This window comes from Streptomyces sp. NPDC054783 (assembly GCF_053611725.1).
The window spans coordinates 1-20,860 of the sequence record NZ_JBSHAY010000039.1 but is presented as its reverse complement, the minus strand read 5'-3'; the positions used below and the strand labels follow the sequence as shown (position 1 = coordinate 20,860).

Below are 20,860 nucleotides of genomic sequence, written 5' to 3'. Positions count from 1 at the left end.
ATGGCGCCGCACCCCACCTTCAGTCAGGAGAGACCGGTGTCAGACGTCCGTGTGATCATCCAACGCGATTCCGAGCGGGAAGAACGCGTGGTGACGACGGGCACTACGGCCGCCGACCTCTTCGCGGGCGAGCGCTCGATCATCGCCGCGCGTGTCGGGGGCGAGCTGAAGGACCTCGCCCACGAGGTCGAGGACGGCGAGACCGTCGAGGCCGTCGAGATCTCGTCCGAGGACGGCCTGAACATCCTGCGCCACTCCACCGCGCACGTCATGGCGCAGGCCGTGCAGGAGCTGTTCCCCGAGGCCAAGCTGGGCATCGGCCCGCCCGTCAAGGACGGCTTCTACTACGACTTCGACGTCGAGAAGCCGTTCACGCCCGAGGATCTCAAGGCCATCGAGAAGAAGATGCAGGAGATCCAGAAGCGCGGGCAGCGCTTTGCCCGCCGTGTGGTCACCGACGAGGCCGCCCGCGAGGAGCTGGCCGCCGAGCCGTACAAGCTGGAGCTGATCGGCCTCAAGGGCTCGGCCTCCTCCGACGACGGCGCGGACGTCGAGGTCGGCGCCGGCGAGCTGACGATCTACGACAACCTGGACGCCAAGACCGGCGAGCTGTGCTGGAAGGACCTCTGCCGCGGTCCGCACCTGCCCTCGACCCGACTGATCCCGGCGTTCAAGCTGATGCGCAACGCGGCCGCCTACTGGCGAGGCAGCGAGAAGAACCCGATGCTCCAGCGCATCTACGGCACCGCCTGGCCGTCCAAGGACGAGCTGAAGGCGTACCTGGACTTCCTCGCCGAGGCCGAGAAGCGCGACCACCGCAAGCTCGGCAACGAGCTGGACCTGTTCTCCATCCCGGAGCAGATCGGCTCCGGCCTCGCCGTCTTCCACCCCAAGGGCGGCATCGTCCGCCGGGTCATGGAGGACTACTCGCGGCGCCGCCACGAGGAGGAGGGCTACGAGTTCGTCTACACCCCGCACGCCACGAAGGGGAAGCTCTTCGAGACGTCCGGACACCTGGACTGGTACGCCGAGGGCATGTACCCGCCCATGCAGCTCGACGAGGGCGTGGACTACTACCTCAAGCCCATGAACTGCCCGATGCACAACCTGATCTTCGACGCGCGCGGCCGCTCCTACCGCGAACTGCCGCTGCGCCTCTTCGAGTTCGGGACCGTGTACCGGTACGAGAAGTCGGGCGTCGTGCACGGCCTCACCCGTGCCCGCGGCTTCACGCAGGACGACGCGCACATCTACTGCACCCGTGAGCAGATGCCCGAGGAACTGGACAAGACGCTCACCTTCGTCCTCGGCCTGCTGCGCGACTACGGCCTGACCGACTTCTACCTGGAGCTGTCCACCAAGGACCCGGAGAAGTTCGTCGGCTCCGACGAGGTCTGGGAGGAGGCGACCGAGACCCTGCGCCAGGTCGCCGAGAAGCAGGGGTTGCCGCTGGTCCCGGACCCGGGCGGCGCCGCCTTCTACGGTCCGAAGATCTCCGTCCAGGCCAAGGACGCGATCGGCCGCACCTGGCAGATGTCGACCATCCAGCTCGACTTCAACCTGCCCGAGCGGTTCAACCTGGAGTACACGGGCCCGGACGGTGCGAAGCAGCGCCCGGTCATGATCCACCGCGCCCTGTTCGGCTCCATCGAGCGGTTCTTCGCCGTGCTGCTGGAGCACTACGCGGGCGCCTTCCCGGCCTGGCTGGCCCCGGTCCAGGCGCTCGGCATCCCGATCGGCGACGCGCACGTGGAGTACCTGGAGAAGTTCGCCGCCGCGGCCCGGAAGCAGGGCCTGCGCGTCGAGGTGGACTCCTCCTCGGACCGCATGCAGAAGAAGATCCGCAACGCCCAGAAGCAGAAGGTGCCCTTCATGGTCATCGCGGGCGACGAGGACATGTCGAACGGCTCGGTGTCGTTCCGCTACCGCGACGGCTCCCAGGAGAACGGCATCCCGTTCGACGAGGCCATCGCGAAGATCGCGCAGGTCGTTCAGGAGCGGGTCCAGGTCTGATCCGGCGCCCGCTCCGTACGAAGGCCCCCGGGAGGTTCAGCCTCCCGGGGGCCTTTCGTCTCCCTCGCGGGTGAAGGTCTGCATCAGCCAGGACGAGAACGAGCCCGTCACCGCGCCGAGCAGGGCGAGGCCGCCGATCATCATCCCGATGGCGATCGTCCGGCCCATCGGGGTGACCGGGGTGACGTCGCCGTACCCGACCGTGGTGAGGGTCGACGCCGCCCACCACACGGCGTCCCCGAACGTGCGCATGGTGGCGCCGGGGGCGCCGCGCTCCGCCTGGTAGACCGCGAGAGCACCGGAGAAACCGAGCAGCAGGGTGGACAGGCCGGCGTAGGAGATCACGCGCGCGTGCAGCGAGATCCGGGGCTGTCCGGCCTTGCGCTGTACCGCGTCGTACAGCGGAACGATCCGCAGCGGGCGCAGCAGCGGCAGAATGACCACCACCGTGTGCAGCACGTGCGTGGGGACGAAGCGCAGCCCCTGCCCGCTGAGCCGCCAGCGCACCCCGTAGTCCGCGACGAAGAGCACCCAGAGGGCGAGCATCACCAACTTGCACACGCCGTGCCAGAAGTCGGGCAGGTCCGGCACCAGGACGTGGGTGGCATACGCGGCCAGGAAGACCAGCGACGCCAGGAAGAGGGGGATCTCGGTGCGCTGCTCCCAGCGCTTCACACGGCTGTCGTCGACCACCGGCCAAGCTTGGCCGGTGACCCTTCTCGCGCCGCCCCGGCGACACGCCGCGAACGGGCGAAGCCATATGCTGCCTAGCATGACGAGTGAGCCGGAGCAGCAGATCGGAGTGGGGACGCAGGACGCGTTCCAGCGCCTGTGGACGCCCCACCGGATGGCCTACATCCAGGGCGAGAACAAGCCGACCGGTCCGGGGGCCGACGACGGCTGCCCCTTCTGCACCATCCCGGCCAAGTCCGACGAGGACGGACTGATCGTCCGGCGCGGTGAGCACGTCTACGCCGTCCTCAACCTCTATCCGTACAACGGCGGCCATCTGATGACGGTCCCCTACCGCCATGTCGCCGACTACACGGACCTGACCGGTGCGGAGACCGCGGAGCTCGCCGAGCTGACCAAGCAGGCGATGACCGCCCTGCGCACCGCGTCCGGCGCGCACGGCTTCAACATCGGCATGAACCAGGGCACGGTCGCGGGCGCCGGCATCGCCGCCCACCTGCACCAGCACATCGTCCCGCGCTGGGGCGGCGACACGAACTTCATGCCGGTGGTCGGCCACACGAAGGTGCTGCCGCAGCTCCTGGCCGACACCAGGAAGATGCTGGCGGAGGCCTGGCCGGCATAGGCCCAGGGTGCCCTCCGCAGAGGGCACCGCTCACGCGTCGTAGAGGTCCGCCTTCTTAGGTGTCGGGTCCTGGACCTGTCCGCTGAGGAAGGCCGAGCGCGTGCCGAACTTCTCCGTGTCCACGCCGTTCTCCTCCAGCACCCTGATCGCCGCCGAGTGCACCACCCGCAGCACCGGCGTGGCGGCGCGCAGCGCGTCGTCGGCCATGAAGCGGTGCCGCCAGGGCTGGTCGGCCCAGGCGTGCCGCAGCCCGAACGGCTCCGGCAGGACGAGCGAGCCGCCGAGCCAGTTCAGCAGCGGCGGGTACCAGGTCAGCGGGGCGCGCGTGGCGAGCCGTACCACCTCGTCGGTGGTGACCAGCGGCAGCATGACCTTCCTGGTCTCCCAGGGTTTGAGGGACTTGGAGACCTCCTTGCTCGGCGGCTCCGGCTTGGAGGTGAACAGCGGGTTCACCGGCCCCAGCGCGTGCCCGGTCACCTCGATGCGCAGCGTCTCGTGCAGCACCGTCACCGTGATCAGCGTGGTGAGGACCAGCTGCCCGTCCCACAGCGTCCACTGCACGCCCAGATAGTGCCGGTCGCCGCTGCCGAACTGCTGCTTGTTGCAGATCTCCTGTATCGCGTGCGGCTTGACCTGGAAGGCCTCGACATCGGTGCCCTCGGGCCGGGACACCGCTGCGGCCTTCTCGCCGATCGGCGTGACGATCCAGTGCTTGATGGACGGCTTGGGGAAGCCGCCGGTGTTCAGCGGGCCGCGCTCCAGCCGGGCGAGCTGGTCGTGGATCGCGCGTATGACGTCCCAGCTGCGGAAGGGGTGGATCTCCCGGGTCGGGTCGGCGGACACCAGGTCCTCGGCGAGCTGCCAGGCGCCCCAGCGGGTGCCCATGCCGAGTATTCCCTTGGGGCCGGCGTAGAAGACCGCGTTGGACTGCTGCTCGGCGCTCAGCCGGGCCAGCGACTGGCGCAGCTCCTCGGCCGCGGTCTGGTTGGGGCCGCGCGGCACGGCCTCGGGGACCTTGGCGCCGACACTGGTCCCCGAGAGCAGGCCGTCCCAGCGGGCCCGCAGATCCTTGGCCGTGCGCTCACAGATCCGCTTGGCCCAGAACCAGCCGAGCACGGGGAGCACGACGCACGCCCGGGCGTACCACGCCCAGAAGCCGGTGAACGGCATCTTGATCAGGAACAGCGCGGCGAGCACGCCGACACCCAGGAGCAGAGCGGTGGCGAGCGCACCCGCCCGTTTGTCCTCGCGCGTGGCGACGAACGTGCGCAGCTGGAAGACGATCAGCCAGGCGACCAGCCCGGGCAGGAAGAGCACGCCGCACAGGACCGTCACGGCGGTCAGGCGGTTGTCGCGCTCCCGGCGGATGTTGTTGGCGGCGAGGCAGTGCTCGACGACGAACTGGGGCTCCGTGCCGAAGGACTGGATGAGCGGCTTGCGGTCGGGAGGGAGCATCCGGCCGATCACGGCCCGCGAGAACGCCTCACCGAGGTTGGGCCTCAGCAGCGCGATCCTGCCCGGCTTGAGGGTCGACTCGTGCCACTCGTTGTCGGCCTTCTTGATCTCCTCCATCGGGCTGTCCCGGTACGCCGCCGAGGCCAGCGCGGAGGTCGCCGCCTGCCCCTCGTCTCCCGAGACGGGCACCTGGGGTCCGTCCCACTCCGTTCCCAACGACATTCCCGCCCCCATCGCCGCCGGTGTCGCTTCTGCGGCCTTCCCGACTTCCTCGCTCCGCACACCTGTTGAACAGGCCGTCGCGTCGATTACCCGTCACAACCGGACGACTGCGGCACGACGCGATCAGGTGATCAGCGTATCCGCCCCCACCGACAACCGGCGGGCGGACGGCCGAAGCCGCCCGCCCGCGCACCCGGCTCGCGGGCGCTGAACTACCCGTTGTCACCCGCCTGTTCGCGGATCCGTTCGGCGATCTGCGGCGGCATCGGCTCGTGCCGGGCGTAGGAGCGGTCGAACCGTGCGGTGCCGTGCGACAGCGAGCGCAGGTCGACGGCGTACCGGCCGATCTCGAACTCGGGCACCTCGGCCTTGATCACGGTCCGCCCGGAACCCACCTGTTCGGTGCCGAGCACCCGGCCGCGCCGGCTGGACAGGTCGCTCATGACGGCACCCACGTAGTCGTCGCCGACCAGCACGGACACCTCGGCCACCGGCTCCAGCAGATGGATGCGGGTGTCGGCCGCGGCCTCGCGCAGCGCGAGTGCGCCCGCGGTCTGGAAGGCGGCGTCGGAGGAGTCCACCGAGTGCGCCTTGCCGTCCAGGAGCGTGACCCGCACGTCCACCAGCGGATATCCGGCGGCGACACCCTTGGCGGCCTGGGCCCGTACGCCCTTCTCCACGGACGGGATGAACTGCCGCGGTACGGCGCCGCCGACCACCTTGTCCACGAACTCGATGCCCGAGCCGCCCGGCAGCGGCTCCACCTCGATCTCGCAGATGGCGTACTGCCCGTGCCCGCCGGACTGCTTCACATGCCGCCCGCGCCCGGTCGCCTTGTTCGCGAACGTCTCCCGCAGGGAGACCTTGTGCGGGACGACGTCGACCTGGACGCCGTAGCGGCTGCGCAGCCGTTCCAGGGCGACGTCCGCGTGGGCTTCGCCCAGGCACCACAGAACCACCTGGTGGGTGTCCTGGTTCTGCTCCAGCCGCATGGTCGGGTCCTCGGCCACCAGCCGGGACAGGCCCTGCGAGAGCTTGTCCTCGTCGGCCTTGCTGTGCGCCTGGATGGCGAGCGGCAGCAGCGGGTCGGGCATCCGCCAGGGCTCCATCAGCAGCGGGTCGTCCTTCCCGGAGAGCGTGTCCCCGGTCTCGGCCCGGCCGAGCTTGGCCACGCACACCAGGTCGCCGGCGACGGCGTGCGTCACCGGGCGCTGCTGCTTGCCGAAGGGCATGGACAGCGCGCCGACCTTCTCGTCGACGTCGTGGTCCTCGTGGCCGCGGTCGGCCAGCCCGTGCCCGGACACGTGCACCGTCTGGTCGGGGCGCAGGGCGCCGGAGAAGACGCGCACCAGCGAGACGCGGCCGACGTAGGGGTCGGAGGAGGTCTTGACGACCTCGGCGACCAGCGGGCCGCCGGTGTCGCAGGGTTTCAGCTCGCGCGACTTGCCGTCGAGGGTCGTCACCTCGGGCAGCGGGTGCTCGAAGGGGGTCGGGAACCCACCCGTGACCAGCTCCAGCAGCTCGACCGTGCCGAGCCCCTGTTTGGCGCCGTCGGCGGCGGGGGCGGCCGCCAGGACGGGGAAGAACGAGCCGCGGGCGACGGCCCGCTCCAGGTCCTGGATCAGCGTCTTGACTTCGACCTGCTCGCCGCCGAGATAGCGGTCCATGAGGGTCTCGTCCTCGCTCTCGGCGATGATCCCCTCGATGAGCCGGTTGCGGGCCTCCTCGATGCCCGGCAGCTGGTCCTCGCCGGGCTCGGAGTCCTTGCGCTCCCCGGTCGAGTAGTCGAACAGCTTCTGCGACAGCAGCCCGACCAGCCCGGTCACGGGCGCGTGCCCGTCGGGAGCCTCGGGCCCGCGCAGCGGCAGGTACAGCGGCAGTACGGCATCGGGGTCGTCCCCGCCGAAGGCCTCCGCGCAGATCCGGGTCATCTCCTCGAAGTCGGCGCGCGCCGCCTCCAGGTGCGTGATCACGATCGCGCGCGGCATGCCGACGGCCGCGCACTCCTCCCAGACCATCCGGGTGGAGCCGTCCACGCCGTCCGAGGCCGAGACGACGAAGAGGGCCGCGTCCGCGGCGCGCAGACCGGCCCTGAGCTCCCCGACGAAGTCGGCGTACCCGGGGGTGTCGAGCAGGTTGATCTTGATGCCGTCCCATTCGACCGGCACCAGGGAGAGCTGTACGGAGCGCTGCTGCCGGTGCTCGATCTCGTCGTAGTCCGAGACGGTGCCGCCGTCCTCCACGCGGCCCGCCCGGTTGACCGCCCCCGCACTCAGGGCGAGGGCCTCCACCAGAGTCGTCTTGCCCGAACCGGAGTGGCCGACCAGCACCACGTTCCGTACGGATGCGGGCTGGTCGGCCTCAAGAGCCCTGCCGGCGGCCCCGGGGTGGTGTGTCTGAGTCTTGTCGCCCATGATCCTGCCTCCCGTGCACGGTGAGGTCACTGTGGGCGCGGACACGCGGGACCCGCGTGCACTGGCGGCTCCGGCGACGCCCGCGGTTATTCGAGCTTTCCACTCCCGTCACGTTGCGTCCATACGAACGACAGCGGCGGCCGCCGATCGCGCCGCGCGCGCCCCGCGCACGGCGGCACACACCGGTTCGCGCCACGGGCCGCGGGTGCCCGCCCGCCGCGCACGCGCGCGCGTGACTACGATGGGCCAGCCGGAGGCCACCAGGGGCCGCGGCGACACCGACCGTCGGGAAGGCCATGCTGAACAAGTACGCGCGTGCATTCTTCACGCGTGTCCTCACACCGTTCGCCGCGTTTCTCATCCGCCGGGGCGTGAGCCCCGACACGGTCACGCTCATCGGCACGGCCGGTGTGGTCGCGGGCGCGCTGGTCTTCTACCCCAGGGGCGAGTTCTTCTGGGGCACGGTCGTGATCACCCTGTTCGTCTTCTCCGACCTGGTCGACGGCAACATGGCCCGCCAGCTGGGCCGCTCCAGCCGCTGGGGGGCCTTCCTGGACTCCACCCTCGACCGGGTCGCCGACGGCGCGATCTTCGGCGGCTTCGCGCTCTGGTACGCGGGCAACGGGAACGACAACGTCCTGTGCGCCGTCTCGATCTTCTGCCTGGCCAGCGGGCAGGTGGTGTCGTACACCAAGGCGCGAGGCGAGTCGATCGGGCTGCCGGTCGCCGTCAACGGCCTCGTCGAACGCGCCGAACGGCTGGTGATCTCGCTGGTCGCGGCCGGTTTCGCGGGCATGCACAAGTTCGGTGTGCCGGGCATCCAGTGGCTGCTGCCGATCGCCCTGTGGATCGTCGCCGTCGGCAGCCTCGTCACGCTGATCCAGCGGGTCGTCACCGTGCGCCGCGAGTCCGCCGAGGCGGAGGCCGCCGCGGCCCGGCAGAGCCCCAGTGAGGCCGCCAAGTGAGCGCCGCCGAACGGCTCACCGACGGGCTGTACGGGCTCGGCTGGAGCACCGTCAAGAAGCTCCCCGAACCCGTCGCGGTCCGTCTCGGGCACGCCATCGCCGACCTCGCCTGGAAGCAGCGCGGCAAGGGCGTACAGCGCCTGGAGTCGAACTACGCGCGCGTGCTGCCCGACGCCGGACCCGAGCGCCTGCGCGAGCTGTCCCGCGCGGGCATGCGTTCGTACCTGCGCTACTGGATGGAGTCCTTCCGGCTGCCCGCCTGGAGCCGGGAGCGCGTGAAGTCGGGCTTCGACCCGAAGGACATACATTTCCTGACCGACGGGCTCGCCTCCGGCCAGGGCCTGATCCTCGCGCTGCCGCACATGGCCAACTACGACCTCGCGGGCGCCTGGGTCACCACCAAGCTGGAGACGCCGTTCACGACGGTCGCCGAGCGGCTCAAGCCCGAGACGCTGTACGACCGTTTCGTCGCCTATCGCGAGGGCCTCGGCATGGAGGTCCTGCCGCACAGCGGCGGCTCCGCCTTCGGTACCCTGGCCCGCAGGCTGCGTGACGGCGGCCTGGTCTGCCTGGTCGCCGACCGGGACCTGTCCGCCTCCGGCGTCGAGGTCGGCTTCTTCGGCGAGAAGACCCGGATGCCCGCGGGCCCGGCCCTTCTCGCCCAGCAGACCGGCGCGCTGCTGCTGCCGGTCACGCTCTGGTACGACGACTCACCCGTCATGCAGGGCCGTGTGCACCCCCCGATCGACGTACCCGAGTCAGGTACCAGGGCCGAGAAGACGTCTGTCATGACACAGGCGCTGGCCGACGCCTTCGCCACCGGGATCGCCGACCATCCGGAGGACTGGCACATGCTCCAGCGGCTGTGGCTCGCCGACCTCGACCCCGCGAAGGGACCCTCGTGAGAATCGGGATCGTCTGCCCGTACTCCTGGGACGTGCCCGGCGGCGTCCAGTTCCACATCCGCGACCTCGCCGAGTACTTCCTCCGCCTCGGCCACGACGTCTCCGTGCTCGCCCCGGCCGACGACGACACCCCGCTGCCGCCGTACGTCGTCTCGGCCGGCCGCGCCGTCCCGGTGCCCTACAACGGTTCCGTGGCCCGCCTGAACTTCGGCTTCCTGTCGGCCGCGCGGGTACGGCGCTGGCTGCACGAGGGCGCCTTCGACGTGGTCCACATCCACGAGCCGACCTCTCCCTCGCTGGGCCTGCTGACCTGCTGGGCGGCCTCCGGCCCGATCGTGGCCACGTTCCACACCTCCAACCCCCGCTCGCGCGCGATGATCGCCGCCTACGCCATCCTCCAGGCGGCCCTGGAGAAGATCAGCGCCCGGATCGCGGTCAGCGAGTACGCCCGGCGGACGCTGGTCGAGCACCTCGGCGGGGACGCGGTCGTCATCCCCAACGGCGTCGACGTGGACTTCTTCGCCAAGGCAGAGCCCAAGCCGGAGTGGCAGGGCGACACCATCGGCTTCATCGGCCGTATCGACGAGCCCCGCAAGGGCCTGCCGGTCCTCATGAAGGCCCTTCCGGAGATCCTTGCCGCCCGTCCGCAGACCCGCCTGCTGGTCGCGGGCCGCGGCGACGAGGAGGCGGCCGTCGAGGACCTGCCGAAGGAACTACGCGCGCGTGTGGAGTTCCTCGGCATGATCAGCGACGAGGACAAGGCGTGCCTCCTGCGCAGCGTCGACCTGTACGTCGCCCCCAACACCGGCGGCGAGAGCTTCGGCATCATCCTGGTCGAGGCGATGTCGGCGGGCGCCCCCGTGCTCGCCTCCGACCTGGACGCCTTCGTGCAGGTCCTCGACCAGGGCGCGGCGGGCGAGGTCTTCGCCAACGAGGACGCCGACGCGCTGGCCGACGCCGCCGTACGGCTCCTGGCGGACCCTACCCGCCGCACCGAACTGCGCGAGCGCGGCAGCGCCCACGTGCGGCGCTTCGACTGGTCCACGGTCGGCGCGGACATCCTGTCCGTCTACGAGACGGTCACGGCCGGCGCGGCGGCGGTCGCGGCGGACGAGCGCACGACCGGACTCAGAGCACGCTTCGGACTGGCCCGCGACTGAGGCCGCGGCCATGGGCCGGGCCGAACGGCAGCGGCCCTCGGGCGTGTGGGCCGAGCCGCCCGCCGGGCGGCGGAGCCGGGGTGGGATCGCCGTGAGGGGCCGGTTCCCGCAGCCGATAGCCTTCCGGCGTGACCGCAACCCTCATCTGGATCCTCGTCGCAGTCGTCGCGATCGGCGTGTACCTGAGCTGGACGGCCGGGCGGCTGGACCGGCTGCACGTGCGGATGGACGCCGCGCGGGCCGCGCTCGACGCGCAGCTGCTGCGCCGCGCCTCCGTGGCCCAGGAACTGGCCACCTCGGGCGTGCTGGACCCGGCCGCCTCGATCGTGCTCTACGAGGCCGCGCACGCCGCCCGGCAGGCCGAGGAGGAGCAGCGGGAGGTCGCCGAGAGCGAGCTGAGCCAGGCGTTGCGCGCGGTCTTCGAGGATCCGGCCCAGGTGGAGGCCGTACGGGAGGCCCCAGGAGGGGAGGAGGCGGCCCATGAGCTGGCCGAGGCCGTCCGCCGGGTCCCCATGGCCCGCCGCTTCCACAACGACGCCGTAGGAGCCGCCCGCAGGCTCCGCGAGCACCGCAAGGTCCGCTGGTTCCGGCTGGCCGGCCACGCCCCGTTCCCCCTGGCCTTCGAGATGGACGACGAGCCCCCCGCGGCCCTGGTGGAGCGGGCCGTCTGAACCCCGGGAGAACCCTCCCTGCACGAAAAGGATCCACCGGCTTGCCATTGGCCCTTGCTGTGGCCTGGTCCACTCACGTTTCCTCGATGCTGCAGAGAAACCCTCTTTCACTTCAGTGAGGTCACCCGTGTCCACCACCGAGAACCAGGCTCCCGAGACCGGCACCGCGCGCGTGAAGCGTGGCATGGCCGAGCAGCTCAAGGGCGGCGTGATCATGGACGTCGTCACGCCGGAGCAGGCGAAGATCGCCGAGGACGCGGGCGCCGTCGCGGTCATGGCCCTGGAGCGGGTCCCGGCCGACATCCGCAAGGACGGCGGCGTGGCCCGCATGTCCGACCCGGACATGATCGAGGGCATCATCAACGCCGTCTCGATCCCGGTCATGGCCAAGTCCCGCATCGGCCACTTCGTCGAGGCCCAGGTGCTGCAGGCCCTCGGCGTCGACTACATCGACGAGTCCGAGGTCCTCACTCCGGCCGACGAGGTCAACCACTCCGACAAGTGGGCCTTCACCACCCCGTTCGTGTGCGGTGCCACCAACCTGGGCGAGGCCCTGCGCCGCATCGCCGAGGGCGCCGCGATGATCCGCTCCAAGGGCGAGGCCGGCACCGGCAACGTCGTGGAGGCCGTCCGCCACCTGCGCCAGATCAAGAACGAGATCGCCAAGCTGCGCGGCTTCGACAACCACGAGCTGTACGCCGCCGCCAAGGAGCTGCGCGCCCCGTACGAGCTGGTCAAGGAGGTCGCCGAACTGGGCAAGCTCCCGGTGGTCCTCTTCTCCGCCGGCGGCGTGGCCACCCCGGCCGACGCGGCCCTGATGCGTCAGCTCGGCGCCGAGGGCGTGTTCGTCGGCTCCGGCATCTTCAAGTCCGGCGACCCGGCCAAGCGCGCCGCCGCCATCGTGAAGGCCACCACCTTCTACGACGACCCGAAGATCATCGCGGACGCGTCCCGCAACCTGGGCGAGGCCATGGTCGGCATCAACTGCGACATCCTCCCCGAGTCCGAGCGCTACGCGAACCGCGGCTGGTAATTCCCACCCCCAGAGGACTGCACGAAACACATGACTGACGCACCCGTCATAGGCGTCCTGGCCCTCCAGGGCGACGTACGGGAGCACCTCATCGCCCTGGCCGCGGCCGACGCCGTGGCCAGGCCGGTGCGGCGCCCCGAGGAACTCGCCGAGGTCGACGGCCTCGTCCTGCCCGGCGGCGAGTCCACCACCATCTCCAAGCTGGCCATCCTCTTCGGCGTGATGGAGCCCCTTCGCGCGCGCGTGGCCGACGGCATGCCCGTCTACGGCACCTGCGCGGGCATGATCATGCTCGCCGACAAGATCCTCGACCCGCGCTCGGGCCAGGAGACCATCGGCGGCATCGACATGATCGTGCGCCGCAACGCCTTCGGGCGGCAGAACGAGTCGTTCGAGGCCGCGGTCGACGTGAAGGGCGTCGCGGGCGATCCTGTGGAGGGCGTCTTCATCCGCGCCCCCTGGGTGGAGTCCGTGGGCGCCGGGGCCGAGGTGCTCGCCGAGCACGACGGTCACATCGTCGCCGTCCGCCAGGGCAACGTGCTCGCCACGTCGTTCCACCCGGAACTGACCGGCGACCACCGCGTGCACTCCCTGTTCGTCGACATGGTGCGCGCCAACCGAGCGCCGGAGTCCTTGTAGGATCTCTGACGTTCGTACAGAGATTGGTTACGCGAAGGAGACAGGCAGATGTCCGGCCACTCTAAATGGGCCACGACGAAGCACAAGAAGGCCGTGATCGATGCCAAGCGCGGCAAGCTCTTCGCGAAGCTGATCAAGAACATCGAGGTCGCGGCCCGCATGGGCGGCGTCGACGTCGACGGCAACCCGACGCTCTACGACGCCGTCCAGAAGGCCAAGAAGCAGTCGGTGCCGAACAAGAACATCGACTCCGCGATCAAGCGTGGTGGCGGTCTCGAGGCCGGCGGCGCCGACTACGAGACGATCATGTACGAGGGCTACGGCCCGAACGGCGTCGCCGTGCTCATCGAGTGCCTCACCGACAACCGCAACCGCGCCGCCTCCGACGTCCGCGTGGCCATGACCCGCAACGGCGGCTCCATGGCCGACCCGGGCTCGGTGTCGTACCTGTTCAACCGCAAGGGCGTGGTCATCGTCCCCAAGGGCGAGCTGACCGAGGACGACGTGCTCGGCGCCGTCCTGGACGCCGGTGCCGAGGAGGTCAACGACCTCGGCGAGAACTTCGAGGTCATCAGCGAGGCCACCGACCTGGTCGCGGTCCGCACCGCCCTCCAGGAGGCGGGCATCGACTACGAGTCGGCCGAGGCCAACTTCGTCCCGACCATGCAGGTCGAGCTGGACGAGGAGGGCGCCAAGAAGATCTTCAAGCTGATCGACGCACTCGAGGACAGCGACGACGTGCAGAACGTCTTCGCCAACTTCGACGTGAGCGACGAGATCATGGAGAAGGTCGACGCGTAACGCCGCGCGGGTTCAGCGGATTTCCGGCGGGCCGGTGGGACACGTCCCACCGGCCCGCCGTCATTGTCAGTGGCACCCGATAGCCTGCACGAACTGGGGGTAGTGCCCAGCGGTGGCCGGGGGCGAACGAGTCGGCGAAGGAGGGGCCCGGTGCGGGTGATGGGGGTGGACCCGGGACTGACCCGGTGTGGTGTCGGCGTCGTCGAAGGCGTCGCGGGCCGCCCGCTCACCATGCTCGGCGTCGGTGTCGTACGCACGCCCGTGGACGCCGATCTCAGCCGCCGCCTCCTCGCCGTCGAGCAGGGCCTGGAGCAGTGGCTGGACGAGCACCGGCCCGAGTGCGTCGCCGTCGAGCGTGTCTTCAGCCAGCACAACGTGCGCACGGTGATGGGCACCGCCCAGGCCAGCGCCGTGGCCATGCTGTGCGCCGCCCGCCGCGGCATCCCGGTCGCCCTGCACACCCCCAGCGAGGTCAAGGCCGCCGTGACCGGCAGCGGCCGTGCCGAGAAGGCGCAGGTCGGGGCCATGGTGACCCGGCTGCTCCGGCTGTCGGCACCGCCCAGGCCGGCCGACGCCGCCGACGCCCTCGCGCTCGCCATCTGCCACATCTGGCGCGCCCCCGCCCAGAACCGGCTCCAGCAGGCGGTCGCCCGCCACACAGTCAACGCAACGAAAGGCCGTACGGCATGATCGCCTTCGTCAGCGGCACGGTCGCCGCGCTCGCCCCGGACACTGCGGTCGTCGAGGTCGGCGGCGTCGGCATGGCCGTCCAGTGCACCCCGAACACGCTGTCCACGCTCCGTGTCGGCCGGTCCGCCAAGCTGCACACCTCGCTCGTCGTCCGCGAGGACTCGCTGACCCTGTACGGCTTCGCCGACGACGACGAGCGCCAGGTCTTCGAGCTGCTGCAGACCGCGAGCGGAGTCGGCCCGCGCCTGGCCCAGGCCATGCTCGCGGTGCACACCCCGGACGCCCTGCGCCGCGCCGTCGCCACCGGTGACGAGAAGGCCCTCACCGCCGTCCCCGGCATCGGCAAGAAGGGCGCCCAGAAGCTGCTGCTGGAGCTGAAGGACCGGCTCGGCGAGCCCGTCGGCGCGCCCGTGGTCGGCGCCCCGGTCACCCAGGGCTGGCGCGACCAGCTGCACGCGGCCCTCATCGGCCTCGGCTACGCCACCCGCGAGGCGGACGAGGCCGTCACCGCGGTGGCGCCCCAGGCCGAGGCCGCCGGCGGTACCCCGCAGGTCGGACAGCTGCTGAGGGCCGCCCTGCAGACCCTGAACCGCGCCCGCTGATCCCCCGCGAACCCGGCCCGCCGAACCGCGCCCGCTGACCCACGACGATCGAGGCACACCACATGAACTGGGACGACACGACCGACACCCCCGCCCCCGAGCGGCTCGTCGGCGCGTCCGCCGACGGGGAGGACCAGGCCGTCGAGGCCGCCCTGCGCCCCAAGGACCTCGGCGAGTTCATCGGCCAGGAGAAGGTCCGCGAACAGCTCGACCTCGTCCTGCGGGCGGCACGCGCGCGGGGCGCCACCGCCGACCATGTACTGCTCTCCGGCGCGCCCGGCCTCGGCAAGACCACCCTGTCCATGATCATCGCCGCAGAGATGGGCGCCCCCATCCGCATCACCTCCGGTCCCGCCATCCAGCACGCCGGCGACCTCGCAGCGATCCTGTCCTCACTCCAGGAGGGCGAGGTCCTCTTCCTCGACGAGATCCACCGCATGTCCCGACCCGCCGAGGAGATGCTGTACATGGCGATGGAGGACTTCCGCGTCGACGTCATCGTCGGCAAGGGCCCCGGCGCCACCGCGATCCCGCTGGAGCTGCCGCCGTTCACCCTGGTCGGCGCCACCACGCGCGCGGGCCTGCTGCCGCCCCCGCTGCGCGACCGCTTCGGCTTCACCGCGCACATGGAGTTCTACGAGCCGCACGAGCTGGAGCGGGTCGTGCACCGCTCGGCGAGCCTGCTGGACGTCGAGATCGAGCCGGACGGCGCCGCCGAGATCGCCGGCCGCTCCCGGGGCACGCCCCGCATCGCCAACCGCCTGCTGCGCCGAGTCCGCGACTATGCGCAGGTCAAGGCGGACGGTCTGATCACCCGCGACATCGCCGAGGCGGCCCTCGCCGTCTACGAGGTCGACGCGCGTGGCCTCGACCGTCTCGACCGCGCCGTCCTGCAAGCCCTGCTGAAGCTGTTCGGCGGCGGTCCGGTCGGCCTGTCCACGCTGGCCGTCGCGGTGGGGGAGGAGCGGGAGACCGTCGAGGAGGTCGCCGAACCGTTCCTCGTCCGGGAGGGACTGCTGGCCCGCACCCCGCGCGGCCGGGTCGCCACACCGGCCGCCTGGGCGCACCTCGGCCTGACCCCGCCCCCCTCGGCGAGCGGCGGGACGACCGGGGGAAACGGACAACAGGACCTGTTCGGGACCTGACTGCGCGATGATGTATGAGTGACGGCGAGGGCATTGGCCCGGGCAGGAACTCAGGTGCCATGCTGAGCGTTGTTCCATGCGCGCGGACTCGCTTAGACTCCGCCGATGCCGCCCTTGCGGGCGGCGCCGACCCACACCCCCATCCCATAGGCCGCTTCCCGTCGCGGTCGCGCGAAGGAAACCCCGTCCCGTGAATGCCTTTACCCTTCTCCCCTTCATCGTGCTCATCGCGGCCATGTTCCTGATGACACGCTCGGCCAAGAAGAAGCAGCAGCAGGCCGCCACCATGCGGAACGAGATGCAGCCCGGCTCCGGTGTCCGCACCATCGGGGGGATGTACGCGACGGTCAAGGAGGTCAACGAGGACACGGTCCTTCTCGACGCCGGCCCGGGCGTCGAGCTCCTCTTCGCCAAGAACGCGATCGGCGCCGTCCTCACCGACGACGAGTACAACCGCATCGTCCACGGCGTCGAGCACGACCTGAAGTCCGACGCCGACATCGTCCCGGACGACGCCTCCTCCCTCACCGAGACCGACGAGTCCGACTCGCCCGCTGCCGCCGCCTCCGACGACAAGGCCGTCGACCTCGGTAAGAAGGACGCCGACGAGGACGGCACCGACACGGCCGAGGCCGCCGAGGCCAAGGCGGAGGACGAGCCGAAGAAGACCGACGGCGACTCCGACGCGAAGTAGTCACGTCCCGGTGGTGCGCCGCGCGGCATAATCCCGCCCCGCGCACCACCGGGCGCGTCTGTTTCCCGAACGGAACAGCCCGACACCATGTCATGGCCGACCGCGCCGACCGCGCGGGCCGGCCCGAGAGGGAGTACGAGAAGGTGGCAGCACCTAAGAGGGGCCGGAGCGCGAGTGCCCAGAGCAAGCCAGGGCGCTCGCTGGCCCTCATCCTGATCGCCATCGTGGCGCTGACCGGAGGCATGTTCCTCTCGGGGAACAAGACTCCGCGTCTCGGTATCGACCTCGCCGGTGGTACGAGCATCACGCTCAAGGCGAAGGCCGACCAGGGGTCCGCGATCAACGCGGCCAACATGGCCACCGCGGTCGACATCATGAACAACCGTGTCAACGGCCTGGGCGTCTCCGAGGCGGAGGTGCAGACCCAGGGGACCGACAACATCATCGTCAACATCCCCAAGGGCACCAATTCCAAGGAAGCACAGCAGCAGGTCGGCACCACCGCCAAGCTGTACTTCCGCCCGGTCCTGGCCAGCGAGCCCAGCGGCGGCGCCCCCAAGAGCCCGTCGCCGAGCGCGACCCCCAGCGGCAGCTCCTCGCCGAAGCCGAGCGCGAGCCCCTCCACCAGCGCGTCCTCGAAGCAGAAGGCGTCCTCGTCCTCCACCGCGTCCCCCACGGCCTCGGCGACCTCGCAGGGCCGCGCCGTCACCGACGCGCTGAAGGCCGGCTCCACGCCCTCGCCGAGCACCTCCGCCTCCGGCAGCTCCAAGCCGTCGGCCACCCCCTCGGCCACCCCCTCGGCCTCCTCCAGCGCCGCCAAGCTCCAGGCCCAGTACGCCGCCCTGGACTGCTCCAAGCCCGCCGAGCGGGCCAAGGTCGGTGGCGCCGCGAAGCCCAGCGAGCCCACGGTTGCCTGCGGCCAGATCCGGAAGGTCTGGTACAAGTACGTGCTCGGCCCGGCCGCCGTCGACGGCACCGAGGTGAAGAAGGCGCAGGCCGTCTTCGACACCCAGGGCGCCTCCGGCTGGCAGGTCCAGATGACCTTCAGCAACAGCGGCGCCAAGAAGTTCGCCGACATCACCGGCCAGCTGGCGAAGAACCAGTCCCCGCAGAACGAGTTCGGCATCGTCCTGGACGGCGAGGTCGTCTCCAGCCCGTTCGTGCAGCAGGCCATCACCGGCGGCCAGGCGGAGATCTCCGGCAGCTTCACCCAGCAGGACGCCCAGAGCCTCGCCAACATGCTGTCGTACGGCGCCCTGCCGCTCTCCTTCCAGGAGCAGTCGGTCACCACCGTCACCGCCGCCCTCGGCGGTGAGCAGCTGCACGCAGGTCTGCTCGCCGGCGCGATCGGCCTCGCGCTCGTCGTGCTCTATCTGGTGGTCTACTACCGCGGTCTGTCGCTTGTCGCCATGGCCTCGCTGCTGGTCTCCGCGATCCTGACCTACGTGATCATGTCGCTGCTCGGCCCGGCCATCGGCTTCGCGCTGAACCTGCCGGCCGTCTGCGGTGCCATCGTCGCCATCGGTATCACCGCGGACTCGTTCATCGTGTACTTCGAACGCATCCGGGACGAGATCCGCGAGGGCCGCTCGCTGCGACCCGCCGTCGAGCGGGCCTGGCCGCGAGCCCGGCGCACCATCCTGGTCTCCGACTTCGTGTCCTTCCTCGCCGCCGCCGTCCTGTTCATCGTGACCGTCGGCAAGGTCCAGGGCTTCGCGTTCACCCTCGGCCTGACCACCGTGCTCGACGTCGTCGTCGTCTTCCTGTTCACCAAGCCGCTGATGACGCTCCTCGCCCGCCGCAAGTTCTTCGCGAGCGGCCACAAGTGGTCCGGCCTCGACCCGAAGAGCCTGGGTGCCAAGCCGCCGCTGCGCCGCACCCGCCGTCCCGCCGGCCCCGCCGCCGGCTCTGTCGACCCGAAGGAGGCCTGAGATGTCGAAACTCGGCAACCTCGGCGCTCGACTCCACCGCGGCGAGATCTCGTACGACTTCGTCGGCAAGCGCAAGATCTGGTACGGCGTCTCCATCCTGATCACCATCACGGCCATCCTCGGCCTGGCGGTGCGCGGGCTGAACATGGGCATCGAGTTCAAGGGCGGCGCGGTCTTCACCACGCCGACCCACATGAGCACCTCGGTGACCCAGGCGGAGACCTACGCCAAGGACGCCTCCGGCCATGAGGCGATCGTGCAGAAGCTCGGCAACGGCAGCCTGCGCATCCAGATCGCCGGCATCGACACCGGCCAGTCCGACAAGATCAAGCAGGAACTGGCCAAGGACCTGAACCTCAACCCCGAGAAGCTCGCCGCCGACCTGGTCGGCCCGAGCTGGGGCCAGCAGATCGCCAACAAGGCCTGGGAGGGTCTCGGCATCTTCATGGTGCTCGTGGTGATCTACCTGGCCATCGCCTTCGAGTGGCGCATGGCCGTCGCGGCCCTGGTCGCGCTGATCCACGACATCACCATCACCACCGGTATCTACGCCCTCGTCGGCTTCGAGGTCACGCCCGGTACGGTCATCGGTCTGCTGACGATCCTCGGTTACTCGCTCTACGACACGGTCGTCGTCTTCGACAGCCTCAAGGAGCAGACCAGGGACATCACCAAGCAGACCCGCTTCACCTACAGCGACATCGCCAACATGTCGATCAACGGCACCCTGGTCCGTTCGATCAACACCACCGTGGTGGCGCTGCTGCCGGTGGCGGGCCTGCTGTTCATCGGCGGCGGCTTCCTCGGCGCCGGCACGCTGAACGACATCTCGCTGTCGCTGTTCGTCGGCCTCGCGGCCGGTGCGTACTCCTCGATCTTCATCGCCACGCCGCTCGTCGCCGACCTCAAGGAGCGCGAGCCGGCGATGAAGGCCCTCACCAAGCGGGTCCTGGCCAAGCGCGCCCAGGCCGCCGCCGAGGAGGACCTCGCCGCGGAGCGCTCGGGCGCCGACGACTCCGCCGATGCGGCCCCCGCTGTCGTGGGCCCCCGTAACCAGCCCGCGTCCCGCAGCCGGGGCCGTGGTCGGCCTTCCGGGAAGCGCCGATGACCGACATCAGGGAACTGCTGCTCAGCCGGATCCGGGACGTCGCCGACTACCCGGAGCCGGGCGTGATGTTCAAGGACATCACCCCGCTCCTGGCGGACCCGGCCGCTTTCACGGCGCTCACCGACGCGCTGGCCGAGATCGCCGCGAACACCGGCGCGACGAAGATCGTCGGCCTGGAGGCCCGGGGCTTCATCCTGGGCGCCCCGGTCGCCGTCCGCGCGGGCCTCGGCTTCATCCCGGTCCGCAAGGCGGGCAAGCTCCCCGGAGCGACGCTGCGCCAGGCCTACGACCTGGAGTACGGCTCTGCCGAGATCGAGGTGCACGCGGAGGACCTGGCCACGGGTGACCGGGTGCTGATCGTGGACGACGTCCTCGCCACGGGCGGTACGGCCGAGGCCGCGATCCAGCTGATCGGGCGCGCCGGCGCCGAGGTCTCCGGGCTGGCGGTGCTGATGGAACTGGGCTTCCTGGGCGGCCGGGTCCGGCTGGAGCCGGCGCTGGGCGGGGCCCCGCTGGAGGCACTGCTTCAGGTCTGATCCTGACGTCGCACAAGCGGCCGCGGCTCCGCCGTAGGCCGCTTTGTGCTTCCCGCCCGCCCCCCCCCGCGCGGCTCTGGTCGCCGGATGCGGGTGACCCCTGCGGTGCGGTGCCCGCCGCCGAGGGCCGCGGGCACATGGCCGACCACCAGCCAGAACCCCCTTGCGCCCCGTATCCGGCTCCTGACCGCCCTCGCCAGGGCAGACCTCGCGGGCCACCTGTCCCCGCCACCATCCGCCACCCTCGGACCTCAATGGGCGACAGCCGTCCGCCACCAGCCCCCGACAGCCGCCCACGACGAAGGCCCTCCACCCAGGCCCCCGCATCCGGTGGCGTAAGCCGCACGGTCCGGCTGCCACCGGGCGGCTGCTCCCGTCGGCCGCCGGCGGCGATGGCGTTCCCCCCAGGGCCACGGTGTTCGCTGATGCAAGGCGCAGGTTTGGCTGCCGGCGGCCGCCGTCCCCGGTGGTCGTCGGCGGTGATGGTGCTGCTCTCGGGGCACCGCGTTCGGCGACGAAATCAGCGCAGGTCCGGCGGCCGGCGGGCCGCCGCCCCGC

The 20,860-nt window shown here is 70.7% G+C and carries 19 protein-coding genes; 16 read left to right on the top strand and 3 right to left on the bottom strand.

Going from position 1 to position 20,860, the window contains the following annotated elements; genetic code table 11:
* The first annotated feature begins 36 nt into the window (after window positions 1-36).
* Window positions 37-2,013, top strand: a complete 1,977-nt coding sequence (gene thrS / locus ACWGJ5_RS40025) for a threonine--tRNA ligase (RefSeq protein ID WP_453314544.1) — start codon at window positions 37-39, stop codon at window positions 2,011-2,013.
* Between the two features lie 36 nt (window positions 2,014-2,049).
* Here the strand turns inward: thrS and ACWGJ5_RS40020 are convergent, their stop codons facing one another.
* Window positions 2,050-2,706, bottom strand: coding sequence for a potassium channel family protein (locus tag ACWGJ5_RS40020; protein ID WP_453314543.1), 657 nt, complete (start codon window positions 2,704-2,706; stop codon window positions 2,050-2,052).
* Between the two features lie 67 nt (window positions 2,707-2,773).
* On the opposite strand from ACWGJ5_RS40020, the gene ACWGJ5_RS40015 reads away from it, so the two are divergent.
* A complete protein-coding gene (locus tag ACWGJ5_RS40015) occupies window positions 2,774-3,331 on the top strand; it encodes an HIT family protein (protein ID WP_453314542.1) in 558 nt (185 codons plus the stop codon).
* Between the two features lie 30 nt (window positions 3,332-3,361).
* Here ACWGJ5_RS40015 and ACWGJ5_RS40010 read toward each other — a convergent pair whose 3' ends face one another.
* Window positions 3,362-5,008, bottom strand: a complete 1,647-nt coding sequence (locus ACWGJ5_RS40010) for a hypothetical protein (protein WP_453314541.1) — start codon at window positions 5,006-5,008, stop codon at window positions 3,362-3,364.
* A gap of 212 nt (window positions 5,009-5,220) precedes the next feature.
* Window positions 5,221-7,422, bottom strand: a complete 2,202-nt coding sequence (locus tag ACWGJ5_RS40005; RefSeq protein ID WP_453314540.1) for an elongation factor G-like protein EF-G2 — start codon at window positions 7,420-7,422, stop codon at window positions 5,221-5,223.
* A gap of 296 nt (window positions 7,423-7,718) precedes the next feature.
* Between ACWGJ5_RS40005 and pgsA the strand changes: the two genes are divergently transcribed.
* The 14 genes from pgsA to ACWGJ5_RS39935 all read left to right on the top strand — a co-directional run bounded on the left by pgsA (window position 7,719) and on the right by ACWGJ5_RS39935 (window position 20,302).
* Window positions 7,719-8,387 carry a phosphatidylinositol phosphate synthase gene (gene pgsA, locus ACWGJ5_RS40000; protein ID WP_453314539.1) on the top strand — a complete coding sequence of 223 codons (669 nt, stop codon included), beginning with the start codon at window positions 7,719-7,721 and terminating at the stop codon, window positions 8,385-8,387.
* Window positions 8,384-9,292: a phosphatidylinositol mannoside acyltransferase gene (locus ACWGJ5_RS39995; protein WP_453314538.1), complete on the top strand. Its 909-nt coding sequence runs from the start codon at window positions 8,384-8,386 to the stop codon at window positions 9,290-9,292. The genes pgsA and ACWGJ5_RS39995 overlap by 4 nt, the downstream gene beginning before the upstream one ends.
* Window positions 9,289-10,452, top strand: coding sequence for a glycosyltransferase family 4 protein (locus tag ACWGJ5_RS39990; protein ID WP_453314537.1), 1,164 nt, complete (start codon window positions 9,289-9,291; stop codon window positions 10,450-10,452). Before ACWGJ5_RS39995 ends, ACWGJ5_RS39990 begins: the two co-directional genes overlap by 4 nt.
* 128 nt (window positions 10,453-10,580) lie before the next feature.
* Window positions 10,581-11,123: a hypothetical protein gene (locus ACWGJ5_RS39985; protein WP_453314536.1), complete on the top strand. Its 543-nt coding sequence runs from the start codon at window positions 10,581-10,583 to the stop codon at window positions 11,121-11,123.
* Window positions 11,124-11,250: 127 nt separating this feature from the next.
* Entirely contained in the window at window positions 11,251-12,156 is a 906-nt protein-coding gene (pdxS, locus tag ACWGJ5_RS39980) for a pyridoxal 5'-phosphate synthase lyase subunit PdxS (RefSeq protein ID WP_453314535.1), read from the top strand.
* Window positions 12,157-12,186: 30 nt separating this feature from the next.
* On the top strand, window positions 12,187-12,795 hold the full coding sequence (gene pdxT / locus ACWGJ5_RS39975) for a pyridoxal 5'-phosphate synthase glutaminase subunit PdxT (RefSeq protein ID WP_228618860.1): 609 nt from the start codon (window positions 12,187-12,189) through the stop codon (window positions 12,793-12,795).
* 48 nt (window positions 12,796-12,843) lie between these two features.
* The gene (locus tag ACWGJ5_RS39970) at window positions 12,844-13,596 is read left to right on the top strand and encodes a YebC/PmpR family DNA-binding transcriptional regulator (RefSeq protein WP_453314534.1); all 753 of its coding nucleotides are present in this window, start codon (window positions 12,844-12,846) and stop codon (window positions 13,594-13,596) included.
* Between the two features lie 150 nt (window positions 13,597-13,746).
* Window positions 13,747-14,286 carry a crossover junction endodeoxyribonuclease RuvC gene (gene ruvC, locus ACWGJ5_RS39965; RefSeq protein ID WP_453314533.1) on the top strand — a complete coding sequence of 180 codons (540 nt, stop codon included), beginning with the start codon at window positions 13,747-13,749 and terminating at the stop codon, window positions 14,284-14,286.
* The gene (gene ruvA / locus ACWGJ5_RS39960) at window positions 14,283-14,888 is read left to right on the top strand and encodes a Holliday junction branch migration protein RuvA (protein WP_453314532.1); all 606 of its coding nucleotides are present in this window, start codon (window positions 14,283-14,285) and stop codon (window positions 14,886-14,888) included. Before ruvC ends, ruvA begins: the two co-directional genes overlap by 4 nt.
* Before the next feature lie 62 nt (window positions 14,889-14,950).
* A complete protein-coding gene (gene ruvB, locus ACWGJ5_RS39955; protein WP_228618866.1) occupies window positions 14,951-16,033 on the top strand; it encodes a Holliday junction branch migration DNA helicase RuvB in 1,083 nt (360 codons plus the stop codon).
* A 190-nt stretch (window positions 16,034-16,223) separates the two neighbouring features.
* A complete protein-coding gene (yajC, locus tag ACWGJ5_RS39950) occupies window positions 16,224-16,727 on the top strand; it encodes a preprotein translocase subunit YajC (protein ID WP_453314531.1) in 504 nt (167 codons plus the stop codon).
* Window positions 16,728-16,870: 143 nt separating this feature from the next.
* Window positions 16,871-18,658 carry a protein translocase subunit SecD gene (secD, locus tag ACWGJ5_RS39945; RefSeq protein ID WP_453314576.1) on the top strand — a complete coding sequence of 596 codons (1,788 nt, stop codon included), beginning with the start codon at window positions 16,871-16,873 and terminating at the stop codon, window positions 18,656-18,658.
* Window position 18,659: 1 nt separating this feature from the next.
* A complete protein-coding gene (gene secF, locus ACWGJ5_RS39940; RefSeq protein ID WP_453314530.1) occupies window positions 18,660-19,766 on the top strand; it encodes a protein translocase subunit SecF in 1,107 nt (368 codons plus the stop codon).
* Window positions 19,763-20,302 carry an adenine phosphoribosyltransferase gene (locus ACWGJ5_RS39935; RefSeq protein ID WP_453314529.1) on the top strand — a complete coding sequence of 180 codons (540 nt, stop codon included), beginning with the start codon at window positions 19,763-19,765 and terminating at the stop codon, window positions 20,300-20,302. Before secF ends, ACWGJ5_RS39935 begins: the two co-directional genes overlap by 4 nt.
* Window positions 20,303-20,860: the final 558 nt, after the last annotated feature.